16 protein-coding genes are annotated in these 18,228 nt (G+C 61.1%); 8 read left to right on the top strand and 8 right to left on the bottom strand.

Annotated features, from left to right (window positions below; translation table 11 throughout):
• Positions 1-3: 3 nt before the first annotated feature.
• On the bottom strand, positions 4-942 hold the full coding sequence (ribF, locus tag C4J91_RS03800) for a bifunctional riboflavin kinase/FAD synthetase (RefSeq protein ID WP_010213269.1): 939 nt from the start codon (positions 940-942) through the stop codon (positions 4-6).
• Between the two features lie 119 nt (positions 943-1,061).
• Entirely contained in the window at positions 1,062-2,600 is a 1,539-nt protein-coding gene (gene murJ / locus C4J91_RS03795; protein WP_124361224.1) for a murein biosynthesis integral membrane protein MurJ, read from the bottom strand.
• 253 nt (positions 2,601-2,853) lie between these two features.
• Here murJ and rpsT point away from each other — a divergent pair, with 253 nt between their 5' ends.
• Positions 2,854-3,132, top strand: a complete 279-nt coding sequence (gene rpsT / locus C4J91_RS03790) for a 30S ribosomal protein S20 (RefSeq protein WP_003188401.1) — start codon at positions 2,854-2,856, stop codon at positions 3,130-3,132.
• A gap of 273 nt (positions 3,133-3,405) precedes the next feature.
• Here the strand turns inward: rpsT and C4J91_RS03785 are convergent, their stop codons facing one another.
• A complete protein-coding gene (locus C4J91_RS03785) occupies positions 3,406-3,891 on the bottom strand; it encodes a peptidylprolyl isomerase (RefSeq protein WP_003171645.1) in 486 nt (161 codons plus the stop codon).
• On the opposite strand from C4J91_RS03785, the gene C4J91_RS03780 reads away from it, so the two are divergent.
• From C4J91_RS03780 to C4J91_RS03770, 3 genes are all read left to right on the top strand, one after another.
• Positions 3,890-4,180 carry a DUF3565 domain-containing protein gene (locus C4J91_RS03780; RefSeq protein WP_164484577.1) on the top strand — a complete coding sequence of 97 codons (291 nt, stop codon included), beginning with the start codon at positions 3,890-3,892 and terminating at the stop codon, positions 4,178-4,180. The genes C4J91_RS03785 and C4J91_RS03780 overlap by 2 nt on opposite strands.
• 79 nt (positions 4,181-4,259) lie before the next feature.
• Entirely contained in the window at positions 4,260-6,359 is a 2,100-nt protein-coding gene (gene pta, locus C4J91_RS03775; protein ID WP_124361222.1) for a phosphate acetyltransferase, read from the top strand.
• Positions 6,360-7,259, top strand: coding sequence for an acyltransferase (locus C4J91_RS03770; protein WP_124361221.1), 900 nt, complete (start codon positions 6,360-6,362; stop codon positions 7,257-7,259).
• 112 nt (positions 7,260-7,371) lie between these two features.
• Here C4J91_RS03770 and cysN read toward each other — a convergent pair whose 3' ends face one another.
• The 3 genes from cysN to C4J91_RS03755 form a co-directional block, all read right to left on the bottom strand.
• On the bottom strand, positions 7,372-9,270 hold the full coding sequence (cysN, locus tag C4J91_RS03765; protein WP_124361220.1) for a sulfate adenylyltransferase subunit CysN: 1,899 nt from the start codon (positions 9,268-9,270) through the stop codon (positions 7,372-7,374).
• A gap of 9 nt (positions 9,271-9,279) precedes the next feature.
• On the bottom strand, positions 9,280-10,197 hold the full coding sequence (gene cysD, locus C4J91_RS03760) for a sulfate adenylyltransferase subunit CysD (RefSeq protein ID WP_003171640.1): 918 nt from the start codon (positions 10,195-10,197) through the stop codon (positions 9,280-9,282).
• A 258-nt stretch (positions 10,198-10,455) separates the two neighbouring features.
• A complete protein-coding gene (locus C4J91_RS03755) occupies positions 10,456-11,214 on the bottom strand; it encodes a Nif3-like dinuclear metal center hexameric protein (RefSeq protein WP_124361219.1) in 759 nt (252 codons plus the stop codon).
• A 101-nt stretch (positions 11,215-11,315) separates the two neighbouring features.
• Between C4J91_RS03755 and algW the strand changes: the two genes are divergently transcribed.
• The gene (algW, locus tag C4J91_RS03750) at positions 11,316-12,476 is read left to right on the top strand and encodes a Do family serine endopeptidase AlgW (protein WP_124361218.1); all 1,161 of its coding nucleotides are present in this window, start codon (positions 11,316-11,318) and stop codon (positions 12,474-12,476) included.
• A gap of 111 nt (positions 12,477-12,587) precedes the next feature.
• Positions 12,588-14,681, top strand: a complete 2,094-nt coding sequence (locus tag C4J91_RS03745; RefSeq protein WP_124361217.1) for a TonB-dependent siderophore receptor — start codon at positions 12,588-12,590, stop codon at positions 14,679-14,681.
• Positions 14,682-14,809: 128 nt separating this feature from the next.
• Here the strand turns inward: C4J91_RS03745 and hemH are convergent, their stop codons facing one another.
• Positions 14,810-15,835, bottom strand: a complete 1,026-nt coding sequence (gene hemH / locus C4J91_RS03740; protein ID WP_124361216.1) for a ferrochelatase — start codon at positions 15,833-15,835, stop codon at positions 14,810-14,812.
• A 14-nt stretch (positions 15,836-15,849) separates the two neighbouring features.
• Positions 15,850-16,749 (bottom strand): TIGR01777 family oxidoreductase, encoded by a 900-nt coding sequence (locus C4J91_RS03735; RefSeq protein ID WP_124361215.1) that lies wholly within the window; start codon positions 16,747-16,749, stop codon positions 15,850-15,852.
• Positions 16,750-16,961: 212 nt separating this feature from the next.
• Between C4J91_RS03735 and C4J91_RS03730 the strand changes: the two genes are divergently transcribed.
• Positions 16,962-17,948 (top strand): NAD(P)/FAD-dependent oxidoreductase, encoded by a 987-nt coding sequence (locus C4J91_RS03730; RefSeq protein WP_124361214.1) that lies wholly within the window; start codon positions 16,962-16,964, stop codon positions 17,946-17,948.
• Positions 17,945-18,160 carry a TIGR02450 family Trp-rich protein gene (locus C4J91_RS03725; protein ID WP_124361213.1) on the top strand — a complete coding sequence of 72 codons (216 nt, stop codon included), beginning with the start codon at positions 17,945-17,947 and terminating at the stop codon, positions 18,158-18,160. The genes C4J91_RS03730 and C4J91_RS03725 overlap by 4 nt, the downstream gene beginning before the upstream one ends.
• Positions 18,161-18,228: the final 68 nt, after the last annotated feature.

The raw sequence follows: 18,228 nt of genomic DNA, 5'->3' as shown, positions 1-18,228 counted from the left end.
CGGTTAGCGATGGGCGCTAGGTGCGGCTAGTGCACGGGCGGCGGCGACATCCGCATTGATCGCCGTTTTCAACGCCTCAAGGGAGGCGAAACGCTGCTCTTCACGCAGCTTCTGGTGGAAAACCACCGTTAAACGCCGGTCGTATAAATCACCGGCAAAATCCAGAAGGTGAACTTCCAGGTGGGCCTTGCCATCACCTGCAACCGTGGGCCTGACGCCTATGTTGGCGACTCCCGGCCACGATTGGCCATCGATGTCGACGCTCACCAGGTAAACCCCGGTGAGTGGCACACGACGGCGCTTGAGTTGCACGTTGGCGGTTGGCGTGCCCAGTTGGCGCGCCAGCTTCTGGCCGTGCAATACCCGCCCGGCGATGCGGAACGGGCGACCGAGCAAACGCTCGGCCAAGGCGAAGTCGGCAGCGGCCAGGGCGTTACGCACCTGGGTACTGCTCACGCGCAGGCCGTCCAGTTCGACGGTTTGCGCGGCTTCGACGGTAAACCCCTGGTTGACGCCGGCGTGTTGCAGGAAATCGAAATCTCCGACGCGGTCGCAACCAAAACGGAAGTCGTCGCCGACTTCCAAATGCTGCACGCCCAGGCCATCGACGAGGATGCGGTCGACGAACTCGGCAGCGCTCAGGCTTTGCAAACGCTGGTTGAAGGCCAGGCAGAGCACACGGTCGACGCCTTCTTCAGCCAGCAGTTGCAGCTTGTCGCGCAGGCGGGCCAGACGGGCTGGCGCGGTCTCGGGAGTGAAATATTCCCGCGGCTGCGGCTCGAAAATCACCACGCAGCTGGGCACGCCCAACTCGACCGCACGCTCGCGCAGCCTGGCCAGGATAGCCTGGTGACCACGGTGAACACCGTCAAAGTTGCCAATAGTGGCGACGCAGCCCCGATGCTCGGGGCGCAGGTTGTGGAGACCTCGAACCAGCTGCATAACGCGCTTCTTGCTCATAAAGTGGTCGATTATAACCACACCCGGCCCCGGACGACAGGCAACAGCACAGGCCAAATGGATCGATTCGATAAAACAGCCGTTTTATCGCGACAAACTCTCTACCCCAGGGACTTGCGATTGAAATCGCGCAGGCGGAAACCCTGCAGCAGCAACATCCCGAAGTACACCACCACGCCCGCCACCACCAGCACGCCAAGGCGCATGAAGCGCTCCAGCATATGGCCCTGGTCCCAGGCCGGCATGACATGCATCAGGCCCAGCAACACGGCGGACATCGCGGCGACCGCCACGAGCAGCTTGAGGGTGAACACTCCCCAGCCTGGCTGCGGCTGGTACATCTGTTGTTTGCGCAGTTGATAAAACAGCAGGCCGGCATTGATGCACGCACCGGCGCTGATCGCCAACGCCAGGCCGGCATGGGCCAGCGGGCCGATAAATACCAGGTTGAGCAGTTGCGTGACGATCAGCGTGAAAATCGCGATCTTTACCGGCGTGCGGATGTTTTGCTGGGCATAGAAGCCCGGCGCCAGCACCTTGATCACGATAATACCGAGCAAGCCGACGGAGTAAGCCACCAGCGCGTGCTGGGTCATCAAGGCGTCATGGGCGTCGAACTGGCCGTATTGAAACAGCGAGACCGTCAAGGGCTCAGCCAGGATTCCCAAGGCCAAGGCGCAGGGCAACACCAGCAGGAAGCACAGGCGCAGGCCCCAGTCGAGAATGCGCGAATACTCCTGGCGGTCCTTGCTTGCGTAGGTGCGCGCCAGCGTCGGCAGCAGGATCGTCCCAAGGGCCACCCCGAGTACGCCGGACGGCAATTCCATCAAGCGGTCGGCGTAATACATCCACGACACCGAACCGGACACCAGCAGCGAAGCGAACGCCGTATTGATGATCAGGGAAATCTGACTGACCGACACCCCGAGGATTGCTGGCAACATATTGCGCATCACGCGCCAGACGCCGGTGTCCTTGAGGTTCAGGCGCGGCAGCACGAGCATGCCGATTTTTTTCAGATGCGGCAGTTGGTAGAGCAATTGCGCCAGGCCGCCGGCCAGGACTGCCCAGCCGAGGGCCATCACCGGTGGGTCGAAGTACGGCGTGAGGAACAGCGCGAAGATAATCATGCTGACGTTGAGCAGCGTCGGCACGAAGGCCGGCACCGAGAAACGGTTCCAGGTATTGAGGATTGCCCCGGCGAGGGATGACAGCGAGATCAGCACTATATAAGGAAAGGTCACGCGCAGCAGGTCGGTGGTCAGCGCGAACTTTTCCGGGGTGTTGGCAAAGCCCGGCGCCGTGGCCCAGATCACCCAGGGCGCGGCGAGTATGCCGACCAGGGTCACCAGCATCAGCACCAGGGTCAGCAGGCCCGAAACGTAAGCAATGAACGTGCGGGTTGCCTCCTCGCCCTGCTGAGTCTTGTATTCGGCCAGGATCGGCACGAAGGCCTGGGAGAACGCGCCTTCGGCGAAGATTCTGCGCAGCAGGTTGGGCAATTTAAAGGCAATAAAGAAGGCATCCGTGGCCATACTGGCGCCAAAAATGCGCGCCAGCAGGGTGTCACGCACAAACCCCAAAACCCGGGAGATCATCGTGATAGAGCTGACGGCAGCCAACGATTTGAGCAGATTCATTGAAAGAGTTTGCGCCTATAGATAAAGAGCAGGCGAACAAAGCGCCTACTTATGCGATACTGCGCGCCTGCAACAGCACAGAGCCAAAGCTCGCGAGTTTACAGGTCAAGCGCCGGAAATAAATCACCCGCCTCTTCAGATCGACCACTCAGCAGTTCGCATCAGCCGCCCTTGACAACCCATCAAGTCATCGGCATGATTCGCGGCCTATTTTGTTTGCTATTTCCTAAAAAGTCTTTCGAGGAGCTCGACGGTGGCCAACACACCTTCCGCCAAAAAACGTGCAAAACAGGCTGAGAAGCGTCGCAGCCACAACGCCAGCCTGCGTTCCATGGTTCGTACCTACATCAAGAATGTAGTTAAAGCCATCGACACCAAAGACGCTGAAAAAGCTCAAGCTGCTTACGTTCTGGCCGTGCCAGTTATCGACCGTATGGCCGATAAAGGCATCATCCACAAGAACAAGGCCGCTCGTCATAAGAGCCGCCTGAATGGCCACATCAAGGCTCTGAGCGTTCCTGCTGCAGCCTAAGTGGTAACAACTGCTACGCAGCCCAGGTTGCGAAACAGTTAAGAAATGCCCCGTACCGAAAGGTGCGGGGCATTTTTGTTTTCTGGAATCTAAACATCCAAATGTGGGAGGGGGCTTGCCCCCGATTGCAGTGGACCAGTAACCAGATGCAGTGGCTGACACTCAGCTATCGGGAGCAAGCCCCCCTCCCACATTTGGATCGCGGTGAATTTCAGATAAAAAAACGCCCCGAACCAGTCGGGGCGTTTTTGCTACCGCTTGATCAAACCACAATCAATGGTGATGACCGCCTTCACCGTGGACGTGACCATGAGCCACTTCTTCCTGGGAAGCGTCGCGGATGGCAACGATCTTCACTTGGAAGTTCAGGCGCTGACCAGCCAGCGGGTGGTTACCGTCAACGGTCACGTCGTCACCGTCCAGGTCGCGGATGGTCACGATCTGCATTTGGCCGTCCGGGGCGGAAGCGTGGAACTGCATGCCCACTTCCAGCTCATCAACACCTTCGAACATGCTGCGGCTCAAGGTGCTGACCAGTTCGGCGGAGTATTCGCCGTAGGCATCCTCAGGTTCTACGGCAACGGTCAGTTCATCACCAACTGCCTTGCCTTCCAGAGCCTTTTCCAGGCCTGGGATAATGTTACCCGCGCCTTGCAGGTAGACCAGCGGCGCGCCGCCGGCGGAGCTGTCGATGACCTCACCAGCGTCGTTGGTCAGGGTATAGTCGATGGAGACAGCCTTGTTAGCGGCGATCGTCATGGGGCGAGACCTTTTGCATAAGAATGAAGAACGGACAAGTCTAAACAAGGATTTGCCCGAAAGCGAACAGAACCCGGACAGACGGGGCCGACCAACGGTCTCGACGATCAGCGGATTCCACCAGGACGACGACCTGCACTGGGTCGTCGAGCTGACCTGCGGCCACACCCAGCATCTGCGCCACCAGCCGCCATGGCAGTCGCGCGCCTGGGTGCTCGACCCCGCGCAGCGCCTTGAAAAAATCGGCCAGCCCTTTGCGTGCGGCTGGTGTGCGCAACACCCCGAATAACGATAACCTTGGCGCCTGATTCGCGGTAGGCACTCACGCATAGAGTGCCACCCCAGCCATGCACCTCCAGAGAATTCGCATGCAGACTTTTTTTATCGCGCCCACCGATTTTGGTGTGGGTCTGACCTCCATCAGCCTTGGGCTGGTGCGCACCCTGGAACGGGCCGGGCTGAAAGTCGGTTTCTTCAAACCGATTGCCCAGCCACACCCTGGCGATACCGGCCCCGAGCGTTCTACCGAACTGGTGGCGCGCACCCACGGCCTGAAGCCGCCGCAACCCCTGGGCCTGGCCCATGTTGAGCGCATGCTCGGCGACGGCCAGCTCGATGAGTTGCTCGAAGAAATCATCACGCTTTACCAGCAAGCCGCCGTGGGCAAGGACGTGCTGATCGTAGAAGGCATGGTGCCGACCCGCAGCGCCAGCTATGCGGCACGGGTCAACCTGCACCTGGCCAAAAGCCTGGATGCAGAAGTGATCCTGGTCTCGGCCCCGGAAAACGAAGTGCTCACCGAACTGTCCGGCCGCGTGGAACTGCAGGCCCAATTGTTCGGCGGCCCGAAAGACCCGAAAGTGCTGGGCGTGATCCTCAACAAGGTGCGCACCGACGAAAGCATGGAGGCCTTCTCGGCGCGTCTCAAAGAGCACTCGCCGTTATTGCGCAGCGGTGATTTCCGCCTGCTCGGCTGCATTCCCTACCAGCCCGAACTCAACGCGCCACGTACCCGCGACGTGGCCGACCTGATGGGCGCGCAGATCCTCAACGCCGGCGACTATGAAACCCGGCGCATGACCAAGATCATCATCTGCGCGCGCACCATGCGCAACACCGTGGAGCTGCTCAAGCCCGGCGTGCTGGTGGTGACGCCGGGCGATCGCGACGACATCATCCTCGCCGTCAGCCTGGCCGCGATCAACGGCGTACCGCTGGCCGGCCTGTTGCTGACCAGCGACACCCTGCCCGACCCGCGCATCATGGATTTGTGCCGTGGCGCGTTCCAGGCCGGGTTGCCGGTACTGTCGGTGAGCACCGGTTCCTACGACACCGCCAACCAGCTCAACAGCCTCAACAAGGAAATCCCCATCGATGACCGCGAGCGCGCGGAGATCATCACCGACTTCGTCGCCAGCCACCTCGATGCGCGCTGGCTGCACCAACGCTGCGGCACCCCACGGGAGATGCGCTTGTCACCGGCGGTGTTTCGCTACCAGTTGATCCAGCGCGCCCAGGCCGCCAACAAGCGCATCGTGCTGCCCGAAGGCAGCGAGCCGCTGACCGTGCAGGCCGCCGCGATCTGCCAGGCCCGCGGCATCGCCCGCTGTGTGCTGCTGGCCAAGCCGGCGGACGTGGAAGCGGTGGCGCGGGCTCAGGGCATCGAACTGCCGGAAGGCCTGGAGATACTTGACCCGGACCTGATCCGCCAGCGCTACGTCGAACCGATGGTTGCACTGCGCAAGAGCAAGAGCCTGAACGCGCCAATGGCCGAGCAGCAATTGGAAGACACCGTGGTGATCGCCACCATGATGCTCGCCCTCGACGAGGTGGACGGCCTGGTGTCCGGGGTGATCCACTCCACCGCCAACACCATCCGCCCGGCCCTGCAGCTGATCAAGACGGCGCCGGGCTGCACCCTGGTATCGTCGGTGTTCTTCATGCTGTTCCCCGAGCAGGTGCTGGTGTATGGCGACTGCGTGATGAACCCGCACCCAAGCGCTGCGGAGCTGGCGGAAATCGCTCTGCAGAGCGCCGACTCGGCGGCGGCATTCGGCATTGTCCCGCGCGTGGCGATGATCAGCTATTCAAGCGGCGACTCGGCCAGCGGTGAGGAAGTGGAAAAAGTCCGCGAAGCCACCCTGCTCGCCCACGAACAACAGAGCTCGTTGCTGATCGACGGCCCGCTGCAATACGACGCCGCCGCCAATGAAAGCGTGGCCCGGCAACTGGCGCCTAACAGTCAGGTCGCCGGCAAGGCCACGGTGTTCGTGTTCCCCGACCTCAATACCGGCAACACCACCTACAAAGCCGTGCAACGCAGCGCCGATTGCGTAAGCCTGGGGCCGATGCTCCAGGGCCTGCGCAAACCGGTCAACGACCTGCCGCGCGGCGCCCAGGTGGACGACATCGTGTACACCATCGCCCTGACCGCGATCCAAGCCGCCAACCGACCTATGGATATCTAAATGCTGGATTTTCTACCTGCCGCCGTACGCGGGGTGATCGCCTCGCTGCTGTTGGCGCTGAACACGATCCTGCTGTGCTCGTTCCTGTTTATCGTGGCGCTGTTCAAGGCCCTGCCCTTCGCCAAGCGCTTGAGCGAAGGCTTGATGAACCACACGCACGAAGCCTGGGTCAGCAACAACAAGGCCTGGATGAACCTGGTATGCCGCACCCGCTGGCACCTGAGCGGCCTTGAAGGCCTGGATTATCAGCACTCGTACCTGGTCACCAGCAACCACCAGAGCTGGGTCGACATCATGGTGCTGCAATACGTGCTCAATCGACGCATTCGCCCGCTGAAGTTTTTCCTCAAGCAGGAGCTGATCTGGGTGCCGGTGATTGGTTTGGCGTGGTGGGCGCTGGGCTTTCCGTTCATGAAGCGCTATAGCAAGGCGTATCTGGAAAAACACCCGGAAAAGAAAGGCAAGGACCTGGAAACCACCCGCAAGACCTGTGCGAAGTTTCGCAACAACCCGGTGGGCATCTTCAACTTTGCCGAGGGCACACGGTTTACGCCGGGCAAGCACGCACAGCAGAACTCGCCGTTTCGTCACCTGCTTAAACCCAAGGCGGGTGGTATCGCGTTTGTGCTGGATGCGATGGGAGAACAGCTGAAGTCGCTGGTCAACGTGACCATTCACTATCCTGGCGGGCGTCCTGGTTATTGGGATTTGCTGTGCGGGAATGTGAAGGATGTGGTGGTGCAGTTTGAAGAGGTGCAGATTCCGGTCGAGTTTATCGGCAAGAATTATGAGCAGGATGGGGAATATCGGTTGGCGTTCCAGGGCTGGATCAACCGGTTGTGGGAAGAGAAGGATGCGCTGCTGGACAAGCTGCACACCGATTTCCCAGACCGCAACTGATCAAAATGTGGGAGGGGGCTTGCCCCCGATAGCGGTGGATCAGTGACAGATGTACTGACTGACACACCGCCATCGGGGGCAAGCCCCCTCCCACATTTGATTGCGGCGCGGCTTAGATCGCGCCGCGCTGGCGCAACAACTCCAGCACTTGCTTGACGCTGTCTTCCAGCGACAACGCCTGGGTGTCGATCACCAGATCAGCATTCAACGGCACGTCATACGGGAACGACTCACCCGGGATGTTATCCCCACCGGCGGCGTACAGCCCTTGCGGATCACGCTCGGCACACACCAGCGGCGACGCCTGCACGTACACGGTCAGCAAACGGTCGCTGCCGATCAGCACCTTGGCCTGTTCGCGGCCTTCGGCATCCGGGGCGACGAACGCGGCCAGGGTCAGCAGGCCGGCTTCGTTGAACTGGCGCGCCACGTGAGCGGCACGGCGCCAGTTCTCGGTACGCCCGGCGCGGTCCTGCGGCAGACCTTTGTTGAGGTCGTGACGCAAGTTCTGGCCGTCCAGCACGAACACCGCACGCCCCATGTCGAACAGCCTGCGCTCGACCGCATACGCCAAGGTGCTCTTGCCGGCGCCGGACAGGCCGCTGAACAGCACGGTGGCCGGTTGCTGGCCGAAACGCAGGGCGCGTTCTTCGGTAGCTACATGGGCCAACTTGCCGTGCTGCGCCGCGCTGCCATGGCTGACTGGCGGTGCGATGATCATGCCGGCGGCCACGGTGCCGTTGGTCAAGCGGTCGATGACGATAAACGCGCCGGTGGTGCGGTTGCTGTCATAACCGTCCAACGCAATAGCCGCGTCAAGGCTGACCTTGACCCGGCCAATCTCGTTCAACTGCAGCGAACTCGCCGGGCCTTCGGCCAGGGTGTTCACGTCCACGCGGTGCACAATGCTGGTGATGGAGCCTGGCACATAGCTGGTGGCGCGCTTGATGTCGTACTTCTTGCCCGGCAGCATCGGTTCTTCGGCCATCCACACCAGCATGGCGTCAAAGGCGTCGGTCACTTGCGGCACGTTGTCGGCATGCACCAGCAGGTCGCCACGAGAGATGTCGATCTCGTCTTCCATGGTCAGGGTCACGGCCTGGCCCGGGCCCGCCTGTTCCAGCTCGCCCTCGAAGGTGACGATGGATTTGACGCGGCTGCTCTTGCCCGACGGCAGCACCACGACGTCGTCGCCCTTGTGCACGATGCCGCTGGCCAGGGTGCCGGCGAAACCACGGAAGTTCAGGTTCGGCCGGTTGACGTACTGCACCGGGAAACGCAGGTCGGTGTAGTTGCGGTCGTTGGCGATCTCGACGGTCTCGAGAATCTCCATCAGCGACTGCCCGGTGTACCACGGCGAACGCTCGCTCTTGTTCACCACGTTGTCGCCCTTGAGCGCCGACATTGGCACGAAGGCCAGGGTGCTCGGCTTGAACGCGATACCGTCGGCGAACTTCAGGTAATCGGCCTTGATCGACTCGAATACGCTCTGGTCAAAACCATTGATGTCCATCTTGTTGACGGCCACCACGATGTGTTTGATGCCCAGCAACGAGGCGATGAAGCTGTGGCGACGGGTCTGGGTCTGCACGCCGTAGCGCGCGTCGATCAGGATAATCGCCAGGTCACAGGTGGACGCGCCGGTGGCCATGTTGCGGGTGTACTGCTCATGGCCTGGGGTATCGGCAATGATGAATTTGCGCTTGGCGGTGGAAAAGTAGCGGTAGGCGACATCGATGGTGATGCCCTGTTCACGCTCGGCCTGCAGGCCGTCAACGAGCAGCGCCAGGTCGATGTCGTCACCGGTGGTGCCGGACTTCTTCGAATCGCGGGTGATGGCTTCCAGGTGATCTTCGTAGATCATCTTGGAGTCGTGCAGCAGTCGCCCGATCAGGGTGCTCTTGCCGTCATCGACGTTGCCGCAGGTCAGGAAGCGCAACATTTCCTTGCGCTCGTGCTGGCCCAGGTAGGCGAGGATGTCCTCGCTGATCAAATCAGATACGTGCGACATGACAACCCCTTAGAAATAACCCTGACGTTTTTTATCTTCCATGGAGCCGGCGCCATCATGGTCGATGACCCGGCCCTGGCGCTCGGAAGTTCGCGTCAGGAGCATTTCCTGAATGATGTCCGTCAGCGTTTCGGCTTCGGACTCCACCGCGCCCGTTAACGGGTAGCAGCCAAGGGTGCGGAAACGGACTTTCTTTTTGACGATACGGGCTTTGTCTTCGTCGGACAGGTGCTCGAGGATGCGGTCGTCGTCGATCATGATCAACGTGCCGTTCTTCTCGATCACGTCGCGCTCGGCGGCGAAGTACAGCGGCACGATCGGGATGCCTTCCAGGTAGATGTACTGCCAGATGTCCAGCTCGGTCCAGTTGGACAGTGGGAATACCCGGATCGATTCGCCCTTGTTGACGTTGCCGTTGTAGACGTTCCACAGCTCCGGGCGCTGGTTTTTCGGGTCCCAGCGGTGCTTGCTGTCGCGGAATGAGTACACGCGCTCTTTGGCGCGGGATTTCTCTTCATCGCGACGGGCGCCGCCGAAGGCTGCGTCGAAACCATGCTTGTCCAGGGCCTGCTTGAGGCCTTCGGTCTTCATGATGTCGGTGTGCTTGGCGCTGCCGTGGGTAAACGGGTTGATGTTCTGCGCCACACCATCGGGGTTGATATGGGTGATCAGGTCCAGGCCCAGTTCCTCGACCATTTTGTCGCGGAACTTGTACATTTCCTGGAATTTCCAGCGGGTGTCGACGTGCATCACCGGAAACGGCAATTTGCCCGGGAAGAAGGCCTTGCGGGCCAGATGCAGCATCACGGCGGAGTCTTTACCGATCGAGTAGAGCATTACCGGGTTATCGAACTCGGCAGCGACCTCGCGGATAATATGGATGCTTTCCGCCTCCAGCTGTTTCAGATGCGTCAGTTTGTCGACCATGGCTACTCACGGAAAAACGATCGTGTGGACGGCCAGCGGGCCGTGTTCGAGCGGGGCATGCTAGCACAGCACCTGCTTCTATTCAGGGCGCCAACTAGATCGAAACGGTATATGAATATACCCCCAAGTTTGGCCTGAAACTCGGTCAAGTGTGGGAGGGGGCTTGCTCCCGATAGCGGTATGTCAGGCAATCCATCTGTTACTGATCCACCGCTATCGGGGGCAAGCCCCCTCCCACATTTGCCTCGGCTGTGTGGCTTAGATCGGATTCGGGCAATCGATGAAGATATGCTCCAAGGCAAAGCGTCGTGCCAGGTAATCCCCCAACGCCTGCACGCCATAGCGCTCGGTGGCGTGGTGGCCGGCGGCGATGAAACTGATGTCGTTTTCCCGCGCGCTGTGGAAGGTCTGCTCCGAGGCTTCGCCGCTCAGGTACAGGTCGACACCGGCAGCCACTGCCTGGTCGATATACCCCTGCCCGCCCCCGGTGCACCAGCCGACGCGGCGGATCATTTCACTGCCTTCGATCAGCAGCGGCTCTCGGCCCATCACGTCCTGCACGCGACGGGCAAAGTCGCGCGGCGACAGCGGCTCGGCGAGCGAGCCGACCAGGCCGACGACCTTGGGGTTGCTTGGGTCGAGCGGGCCTTCGACGGTAATGTCCAGTTGCTTGGCAAGCTGCACGTTATTGCCGACGTCAGGGTGCAGATCCAGGGGCAGGTGGTAGGCCAGCAGGCTGATGTCATGCTTGAGCAAGGTTTTCAGGCGACGTTGCTTCATGCCGGTGATGCAGGGGCTTTCGCCCTTCCAGAAATACCCGTGGTGCACCAGGATCAGGTCGGCCCGCGCTTCGACGGCGGCGTCCAGCAAGGCTTGGCTGGCGGTGACGCCGCTGACGATGCGCATCACCTGTGGCCGGCCCTCCACTTGCAGGCCGTTGGGGCAATAATCGGCGATTTTCAAGCTGCCAAGGTAGCGGTCCGCTTCCTCGACGAGGGTGGTAAGGGGGACGGCCATAAAAGACTCCTAAATATCCCGTTCGCTGGCGTCGCAGCCTCGTATAATGCGCGTCATTATGGGCGCTCCCGCGCCCCCTGCAACCTGTCAGGACTTACTTGATGCTCAAGGCGCTGCGTTTTTTTGGATGGCCATTGCTGGCTGGCGTGCTGATCGCGATGCTGATCATTCAGCGTTATCCACAGTGGGTTGGCCTGCCCAGCCTTGATGTGAACCTGCAACAGGCTCCGCAAACCAGCACCGTGGTGCAAGGCCCGGTGACCTATGCGGACGCCGTGACCATCGCCGCCCCTGCCGTGGTCAACCTGTACACCACCAAGGTCATCAACAAGCCGGCGCATCCGTTGTTCGAAGACCCGCAGTTCCGCCGCTACTTCGGTGACAACGGGCCCAAGCAACGCCGCATGGAATCGAGCCTCGGTTCCGGGGTAATCATGAGCCCCGAAGGCTACATCCTCACCAACAATCACGTGACCACCGGCGCCGACCAGATCGTGGTAGCCCTGCGTGACGGCCGCGAGACCCTGGCCCGCGTCGTGGGCAGCGATCCGGAAACCGATCTTGCGGTACTGAAAATCGACCTGACGAACCTGCCCTCGATTACCCTCGGCCGCTCCGATGGCCTGCGCGTAGGCGACGTCGCGCTGGCCATCGGCAACCCGTTCGGCGTTGGCCAGACGGTGACCATGGGCATCATCAGCGCCACCGGGCGTAACCAGTTGGGACTTAACAGCTACGAAGATTTCATCCAGACCGACGCGGCGATTAACCCCGGCAACTCCGGCGGCGCGCTGGTGGATGCCAATGGCAACCTCACGGGAATCAACACGGCGATTTTCTCCAAGTCCGGCGGTTCCCAGGGCATCGGTTTTGCGATCCCGGTGAAGCTGGCGATGGAGGTGATGAAGTCGATCATCGAGCACGGCCAGGTGATTCGCGGCTGGCTGGGCATTGAAGTGCAACCCTTGACCAAGGAACTGGCCGAGTCGTTCGGCCTGACCGGGCGCCCTGGCATCGTAGTCGCGGGGATCTTCCGCGACGGCCCGGCGCAAAAAGCCGGCCTGCAATTGGGCGACGTGATCCTCAGCATCGACGGCGCTCCGGCCGGTGATGGCCGCAAGTCGATGAACCAGGTGGCGCGGATCAAGCCGACCGACAAGGTGGCGATCCAGGTGATGCGCAACGGCAAGGAAATCAAGCTGTCGGCGGAAATCGGCCTGCGCCCACCACCGGCCACGGCGCCGGTAAAAGAAGAGGAATAAGCGGCATCGCCCAGGTGCCCGTTCGCGGGCACTTACAAGATGATATTACATAACAATTTATCTCATTAGACATGTTATATTGTTTCAATACCGACATTGGAACGCTCTATCATGCCGTCTCAAAAGTTTGCGCCCCTGGCCGGCCTGGCCCTAGGCTTGCTGCTCGACCCCGCCTACGCCGAAGAAAACACCCTGGAACTGGACACCATCAGCGTCACCACCGGCGCTTATGAGTCGGCGACCGGCCCGGTGCAGGGCTACCGCGCGACCCGCTCCGCCAGTGCCACCAAGACCGATACCGCCCTGCGCGACATCCCGCAATCGATCAGCGTGATCCCCGCCACGGTGCTCAAGGACCTGGGCAGTACCAGCGTGGAACGCGCTTTAGAGTTTGCGGGCGGCGTCTCCAAACAGAACAACTTCGGCGGCCTGACCCTTTACGAATACAGCGTACGCGGCTTCACCACCTCGGAGTTCTATCAGGATGGCTTCAGTGCCAACCGGGGCTACCCGAGCACGCCGGATGCCGCGAATATAGAACGCATCGAAGTACTCAAGGGGCCTGCCGCCAGTTTGTATGGGCGTGGTGATCCGGGCGGCACGGTAAATATCGTCACCAAGAAGCCCGAGCCGGAAGCCTTCACGACCCTGCAAACCAGTGCCGGCAGTTGGGACCGCTATCGCACAGCCCTCGACGTCAACACACCGCTGGACGCCGAGGGCAATGTGCTGTCACGGGTGAATCTGGCAGTGGAAGACAACCACAGCTTCCGTGATCACGTCGAGAGTAAGCGCGTGTTCGTCGCGCCTTCGTTCAGCTGGCAGCTGAACCCGGACACCAGCCTGCTGGTGGAAAGCGAATTCGTGCGCCACAGCTCGACCTTCGATCGCGGCATCGTCGACGTCCCTGGGGTATCACGCTCCACCTTCCTCGGCGAACCCAACGACGGCGACATCGACAACCACAACAATCGCATCCAGGCCACCCTGGAACATCACCTCAACGACGCCTGGACACTGCGCCTGGCCAGCCACTACAAACAAGGCAGCCTATGGGGCGATGCGTCGGAAAGCCGTGCGCTGAATGCAGACGGCCACACTCTCAACCGCCGCTACCGCGAACGCTCCATGGGTTGGCACGACAGCATCACCCAGCTGGAACTGCGTGGCCTGATTGATATCGGCAGTTGGCAGCACGAACTGCTGGTGGGCACCGAATACGAGGACTACCGCAAGCAGGAACGCGTGACCTCTACCGACGGCAGCTACCCCATCGACCTCTACAACCCGGTCTACGGCCAGCCCAAACCCAACGACAAACGCTCCGGCACCGACTTCTTCGAGCAAACCAAAAGCCACGCATTGAATCTGCAAGACCAGATCATCTTCACCGACCGCCTGCGCGGCATGATTGGCACGCGCTTTGAGCATTTCGAACAAACGGTCGACGACTTCACCCGTAACGCCCCACCCAGCCGGCAAACCCACGACGCACTCACCCAGCGCGCCGGCCTGCTTTACCAGCTCACGCCCGAAATCGGTGTGTTCGCCAACGCCTCGACCTCGTTCAAACCCAACAGTGGCCTGGACGCCACTGGCAAAACCTTCAAACCCGAAGAGGGCGTGGGTTATGAAGTTGGAGTCAAGACCGAGCTGTTCGACGACCGCCTCAGCGCCACCCTCGCCGCCTTTCATATCGAAAAGGAAAACGTGCTGACCCTGGACCCGTCGACCAACACCAACCGCGCCATGGGCAAGGCACGCAGCCAGGGGTTCGATCTGCAACTGACCGGGCAAGTCACCGACGCCATCCGCGTGATCGGCGCTTTCGCCTACATCGACGCCGAAGTGACCAAGGGTGATAACACCATTCCAGCGGGCAGCCGCATCCTCGGCGTGGCCAAGCGCAGCGGCAGTCTGTTGGGGGTGTATGAGTTCCAGGACGGCGCGTTACGCGGTTCGGACCTGGGGGCGGCGTTTACCTATGTCGGTGATCGCTCCGGTGAAGCGGGCACAGGTTTCGAACTGCCCGCCTACCACACCGTCGATCTGCTCGCGCATTACAAGGCGACGGAAAATGTCACCGTGGGCCTGAACCTCAACAACCTGTTCGATGAGCACTATTACGAACGGTCCTACAGCAGCTACTGGGTCAACCCCGGTGAGCCGCGCAACCTCACGCTCAGCCTGACCCTAAATCTCTAAGCAAACGCCGTACTAAATGTGGGAGGGGGCTTGCTCCCGATAGCGGTGTATCAATCAGCAATACTGAGACTGACACCCTGCTATCGGGAGCAAGCCCCCTCCCACATTTGGCTATTCGCACGGCTTAATTACAGTGAAACAGGCGCCCGTTCACACAAGGTATTGAGCGCCGCAGCCCATTGCGGGTCATCATTCAGGCAGGGCACCAACACCAACTCCTCGCCCCCCGCCTCACGGAACTGTCCCAGCCCGCGATCACCGATTTCCTCCAGGGTCTCGATGCAATCGGCGACAAACGCCGGGCACATCACCAGCAGTTTCTTCACGCCTTGTTGCGCTAACGCCTCAAGACGCGCCTCAGTGTAGGGTTCGATCCACTTGGCGCGGCCCAGGCGGGACTGGAACGCCACCGACCACTTGCCGTCCGGCAACCCCAAACGCGCGGCCACATCCCGGGCAACGCTGAAACACTGCGCGCGATAGCAGGTGGCAAGCACCTCCGGGGACGCGTTCCTGCAACAATCAGCGTCTTTGAAGCAATGCTGGCCCGTGGGGTCGAGCTTGGTCAGGTGGCGCTCAGGCAAGCCGTGGAAACTCAACAGCAGGTGGTCGTAATCCTGTTCTACATACGGCCGCACACTCGCCGCCAAGGCATCGAGGTACTCAGGCTGATCGTAGAACGGCTGCAGGATCGAGAATTGCACCTTGAGTTTCTTGTCGCGCACCACGCGCCTGGCTTCCTCGATCACCGTGGTCACGGTGCTGTCGGCAAACTGCGGGTACAGCGGCGCCAGGGTCACTTTCTGAATGCCCTGGGCGGCCAGGCGTGTCAGCACCGTTTCAAGCGAAGGCTCGCCATAACGCATCGCCAGTTCCACTGGGCCCTGGGTCCATTGCGTGATCATCTGCTGCTGCAGGCGACGGCTGAGGACCACCAGCGGCGAGCCCTCCTCCCACCAGATGGACGCATAGGCATGCGCCGACTGCTCGGGGCGCTTGATCAGGATCAGCGACACCAGCAAGCGACGCACCGGCCACGGCAAGTCGATCACATAAGGGTCCATCAGGAACTGATTGAGGTAGCTGCGCACATCGGCCACCGAAGTGGAGGCCGGTGAGCCCAGGTTGACCAGTAACAACGCGTGATCCGTCATGCAACATCCTATCTCTAGAGGCGGCTGGACAAGTCGTCCAGGGCCGCACGCAACTCAGTGAACTGGAAAGTGAAACCCGCCGCCAGCAGCCGCTCAGGCAGGGCCTTTTGCCCGCCCAGCAACAAGCCCGACAACTCGCCCAAGCCGACCCTCAATGCAAAGGCCGGCATCGGCATGAACGCCGGGCGGTGCAGCACCTGGCCCAACGTCTGGGCAAATTCGCGATTACGCACCGGGTGTGGCGCGCAGGCATTATAAGGACCGCTGGCGTCCGCCTTGTGCAGAAGAAAATCAATCAGGGCGATTTGATCCTGGATATGCACCCACGGCATCCATTGCCGACCATTGCCGATCGGCCCGCCCAGCGCCAGTTTGAACGGCAGCAGCAGGCGCGACAAAAAGCCGCCCTCGGCCGCCAGCACCAGGCCGGTACGCACCAGCACCACACGAATGCCCAGGGCCTCGGCCCGCACGGCGGTTTCTTCCCAGGCGATACACAACTGGCTGGGGAAATCGTCCTGCACCGGGCCGCACGCTTCAGTCAGTTCGCGCTCGCCGCCGTCGCCATACCAACCCACGGCAGACCCGGAGATCAGCACCGCCGGTTTTTGCTCGAGGCCTTCCAGCCATGCCAGCAGGCTTTCGGTCAGGCTGATGCGGCTGCTCCACAGCAAAGCCTTGCGCTTGTGGGTCCAGGGACGGTCGGCGATGGGCGCACCGGCGAGGTTGACCACCGCATCGACGCCGCCGATCACGTCCTGCAAGCGCCCGACACCCGCCACTTGCGCGCCGCAGACCCGCGCAACGGCATCGGGTTTGCGGCTCAACACGGTCAAGCGATGGCCCTGGGCAAGCCAGTGCCGGCACAGTTGACGGCCGATCAAGCCGGTACCGCCGGTCAGCAAAATATGCATGGGACGCTCCTCATGTAACGTTCGCCGCCGCTCACTGGTCTATTTTATAAGCAGGGATCAATTTAATAATCGAGCGTGGCGGCCATTCAGGCCTTAGCTTAACCATAGGTCACGCCACACAATCAGGCACGCCAAAACTTATACCAAAAAACAATATTGTACAGCTATTGGTGTCGGCGTAGTCTGTACCCAACGGTAAAACGAGGCCTCCCATGACTGTCCCCATTGCGATCATCGGTACCGGCATTGCCGGTCTCTCCGCCGCCCGAGCGTTACGAGACGCGGGGCACGTTGTACAACTCTTCGATAAAAGCCGCGGCAGCGGCGGCCGTATGTCCAGCAAGCGCAGCGATGCCGGTGCCCTGGACATGGGCGCACAGTACTTCACCGCGCGTGATAGGCGCTTCGTCAACGAAGTGCAGCGCTGGCAAAGCCATGGCTGGGCGCAACAGTGGAAACCCCAGCTGTACAACTTCAAGTCCGGCCAACTGACGCCCTCCCCCGATGAACAGATCCGCTGGGTCGGTACACCGCGCATGAGTGCCATTACCCGCGCCCTGCTCGATGACCTGCCGGTGGAATTCGGTTGCCGCATCACCGAGGTGTTCCAGGGCACCCAGCACTGGAACCTGCTCGACGCCGATGGCGGCCATCACGGCCCGTTCAGCCATGTGATCATCGCCACGCCGGCGCCCCAGGCCACTACCCTGCTGGCCGCCGCACCGAAACTGGCGAGCGCCGTGGCCGGGGTAAAAATGGACCCGACCTGGGCCATCGCCCTGGCCTTCGACACGCCCCTGGATACACCGATGGAAGGCTGCTTCGTGCAAGACAGCGCCCTCGACTGGCTGGCGCGCAACCGCAGCAAACCGGGGCGTGACGTTACCGTCGACACCTGGGTGCTGCATGCCACCAGCACCTGGAGCAAGGCGCATCTGGACCTGCCTAAAGAGGCCGTGATCGAACACTTGCACGGCGCCTTCGCCGAGTTGCTGCACTGCGCCATGCCCGCGCCCTCATTCAGCCTGGCGCACCGCTGGCTCTACGCCCGACCGTCCAGCAGTCATGAATTCGGCGTGCTGGCCGATGCCGACCTGGGCCTGTTCGTCTGCGGCGACTGGTGTTTGTCGGGGCGTGTCGAAGGCGCCTGGCTCAGCGGCCAGGAGGCGGCGCGACGATTGATCGAGCATCTGCAATGAATCGCATCAACCCAGCCAAATTGCTATTGTCGAAATGGACAGCCACCTTGCCGAAAAACAAGGAAAAACACTTCCTCGTCACCGAACTGTTTCGTGACGAGGAAGGCACCGTGCTGGAGATCGAGCTGCAGGCGGTGATGACCCGACGAACCGAGCGCGTTGGCTGGCAAACATTGCAGAATACGAATAGCTGGAAAATGGGATGGCAGTAAGCCCTGCGAAAAAACCTGTACAAAATAATTGACTTGTACAAGATCAAATCTATGATGAAATTAGTTGT

The sequence above is a fragment of the Pseudomonas sp. R3-52-08 genome (assembly GCF_003851745.1).
Taxonomy (GTDB): domain Bacteria; phylum Pseudomonadota; class Gammaproteobacteria; order Pseudomonadales; family Pseudomonadaceae; genus Aquipseudomonas.
Note: the sequence above shows the minus strand (reverse complement) of the source record. Positions and strands in the feature narration are given on the sequence as shown.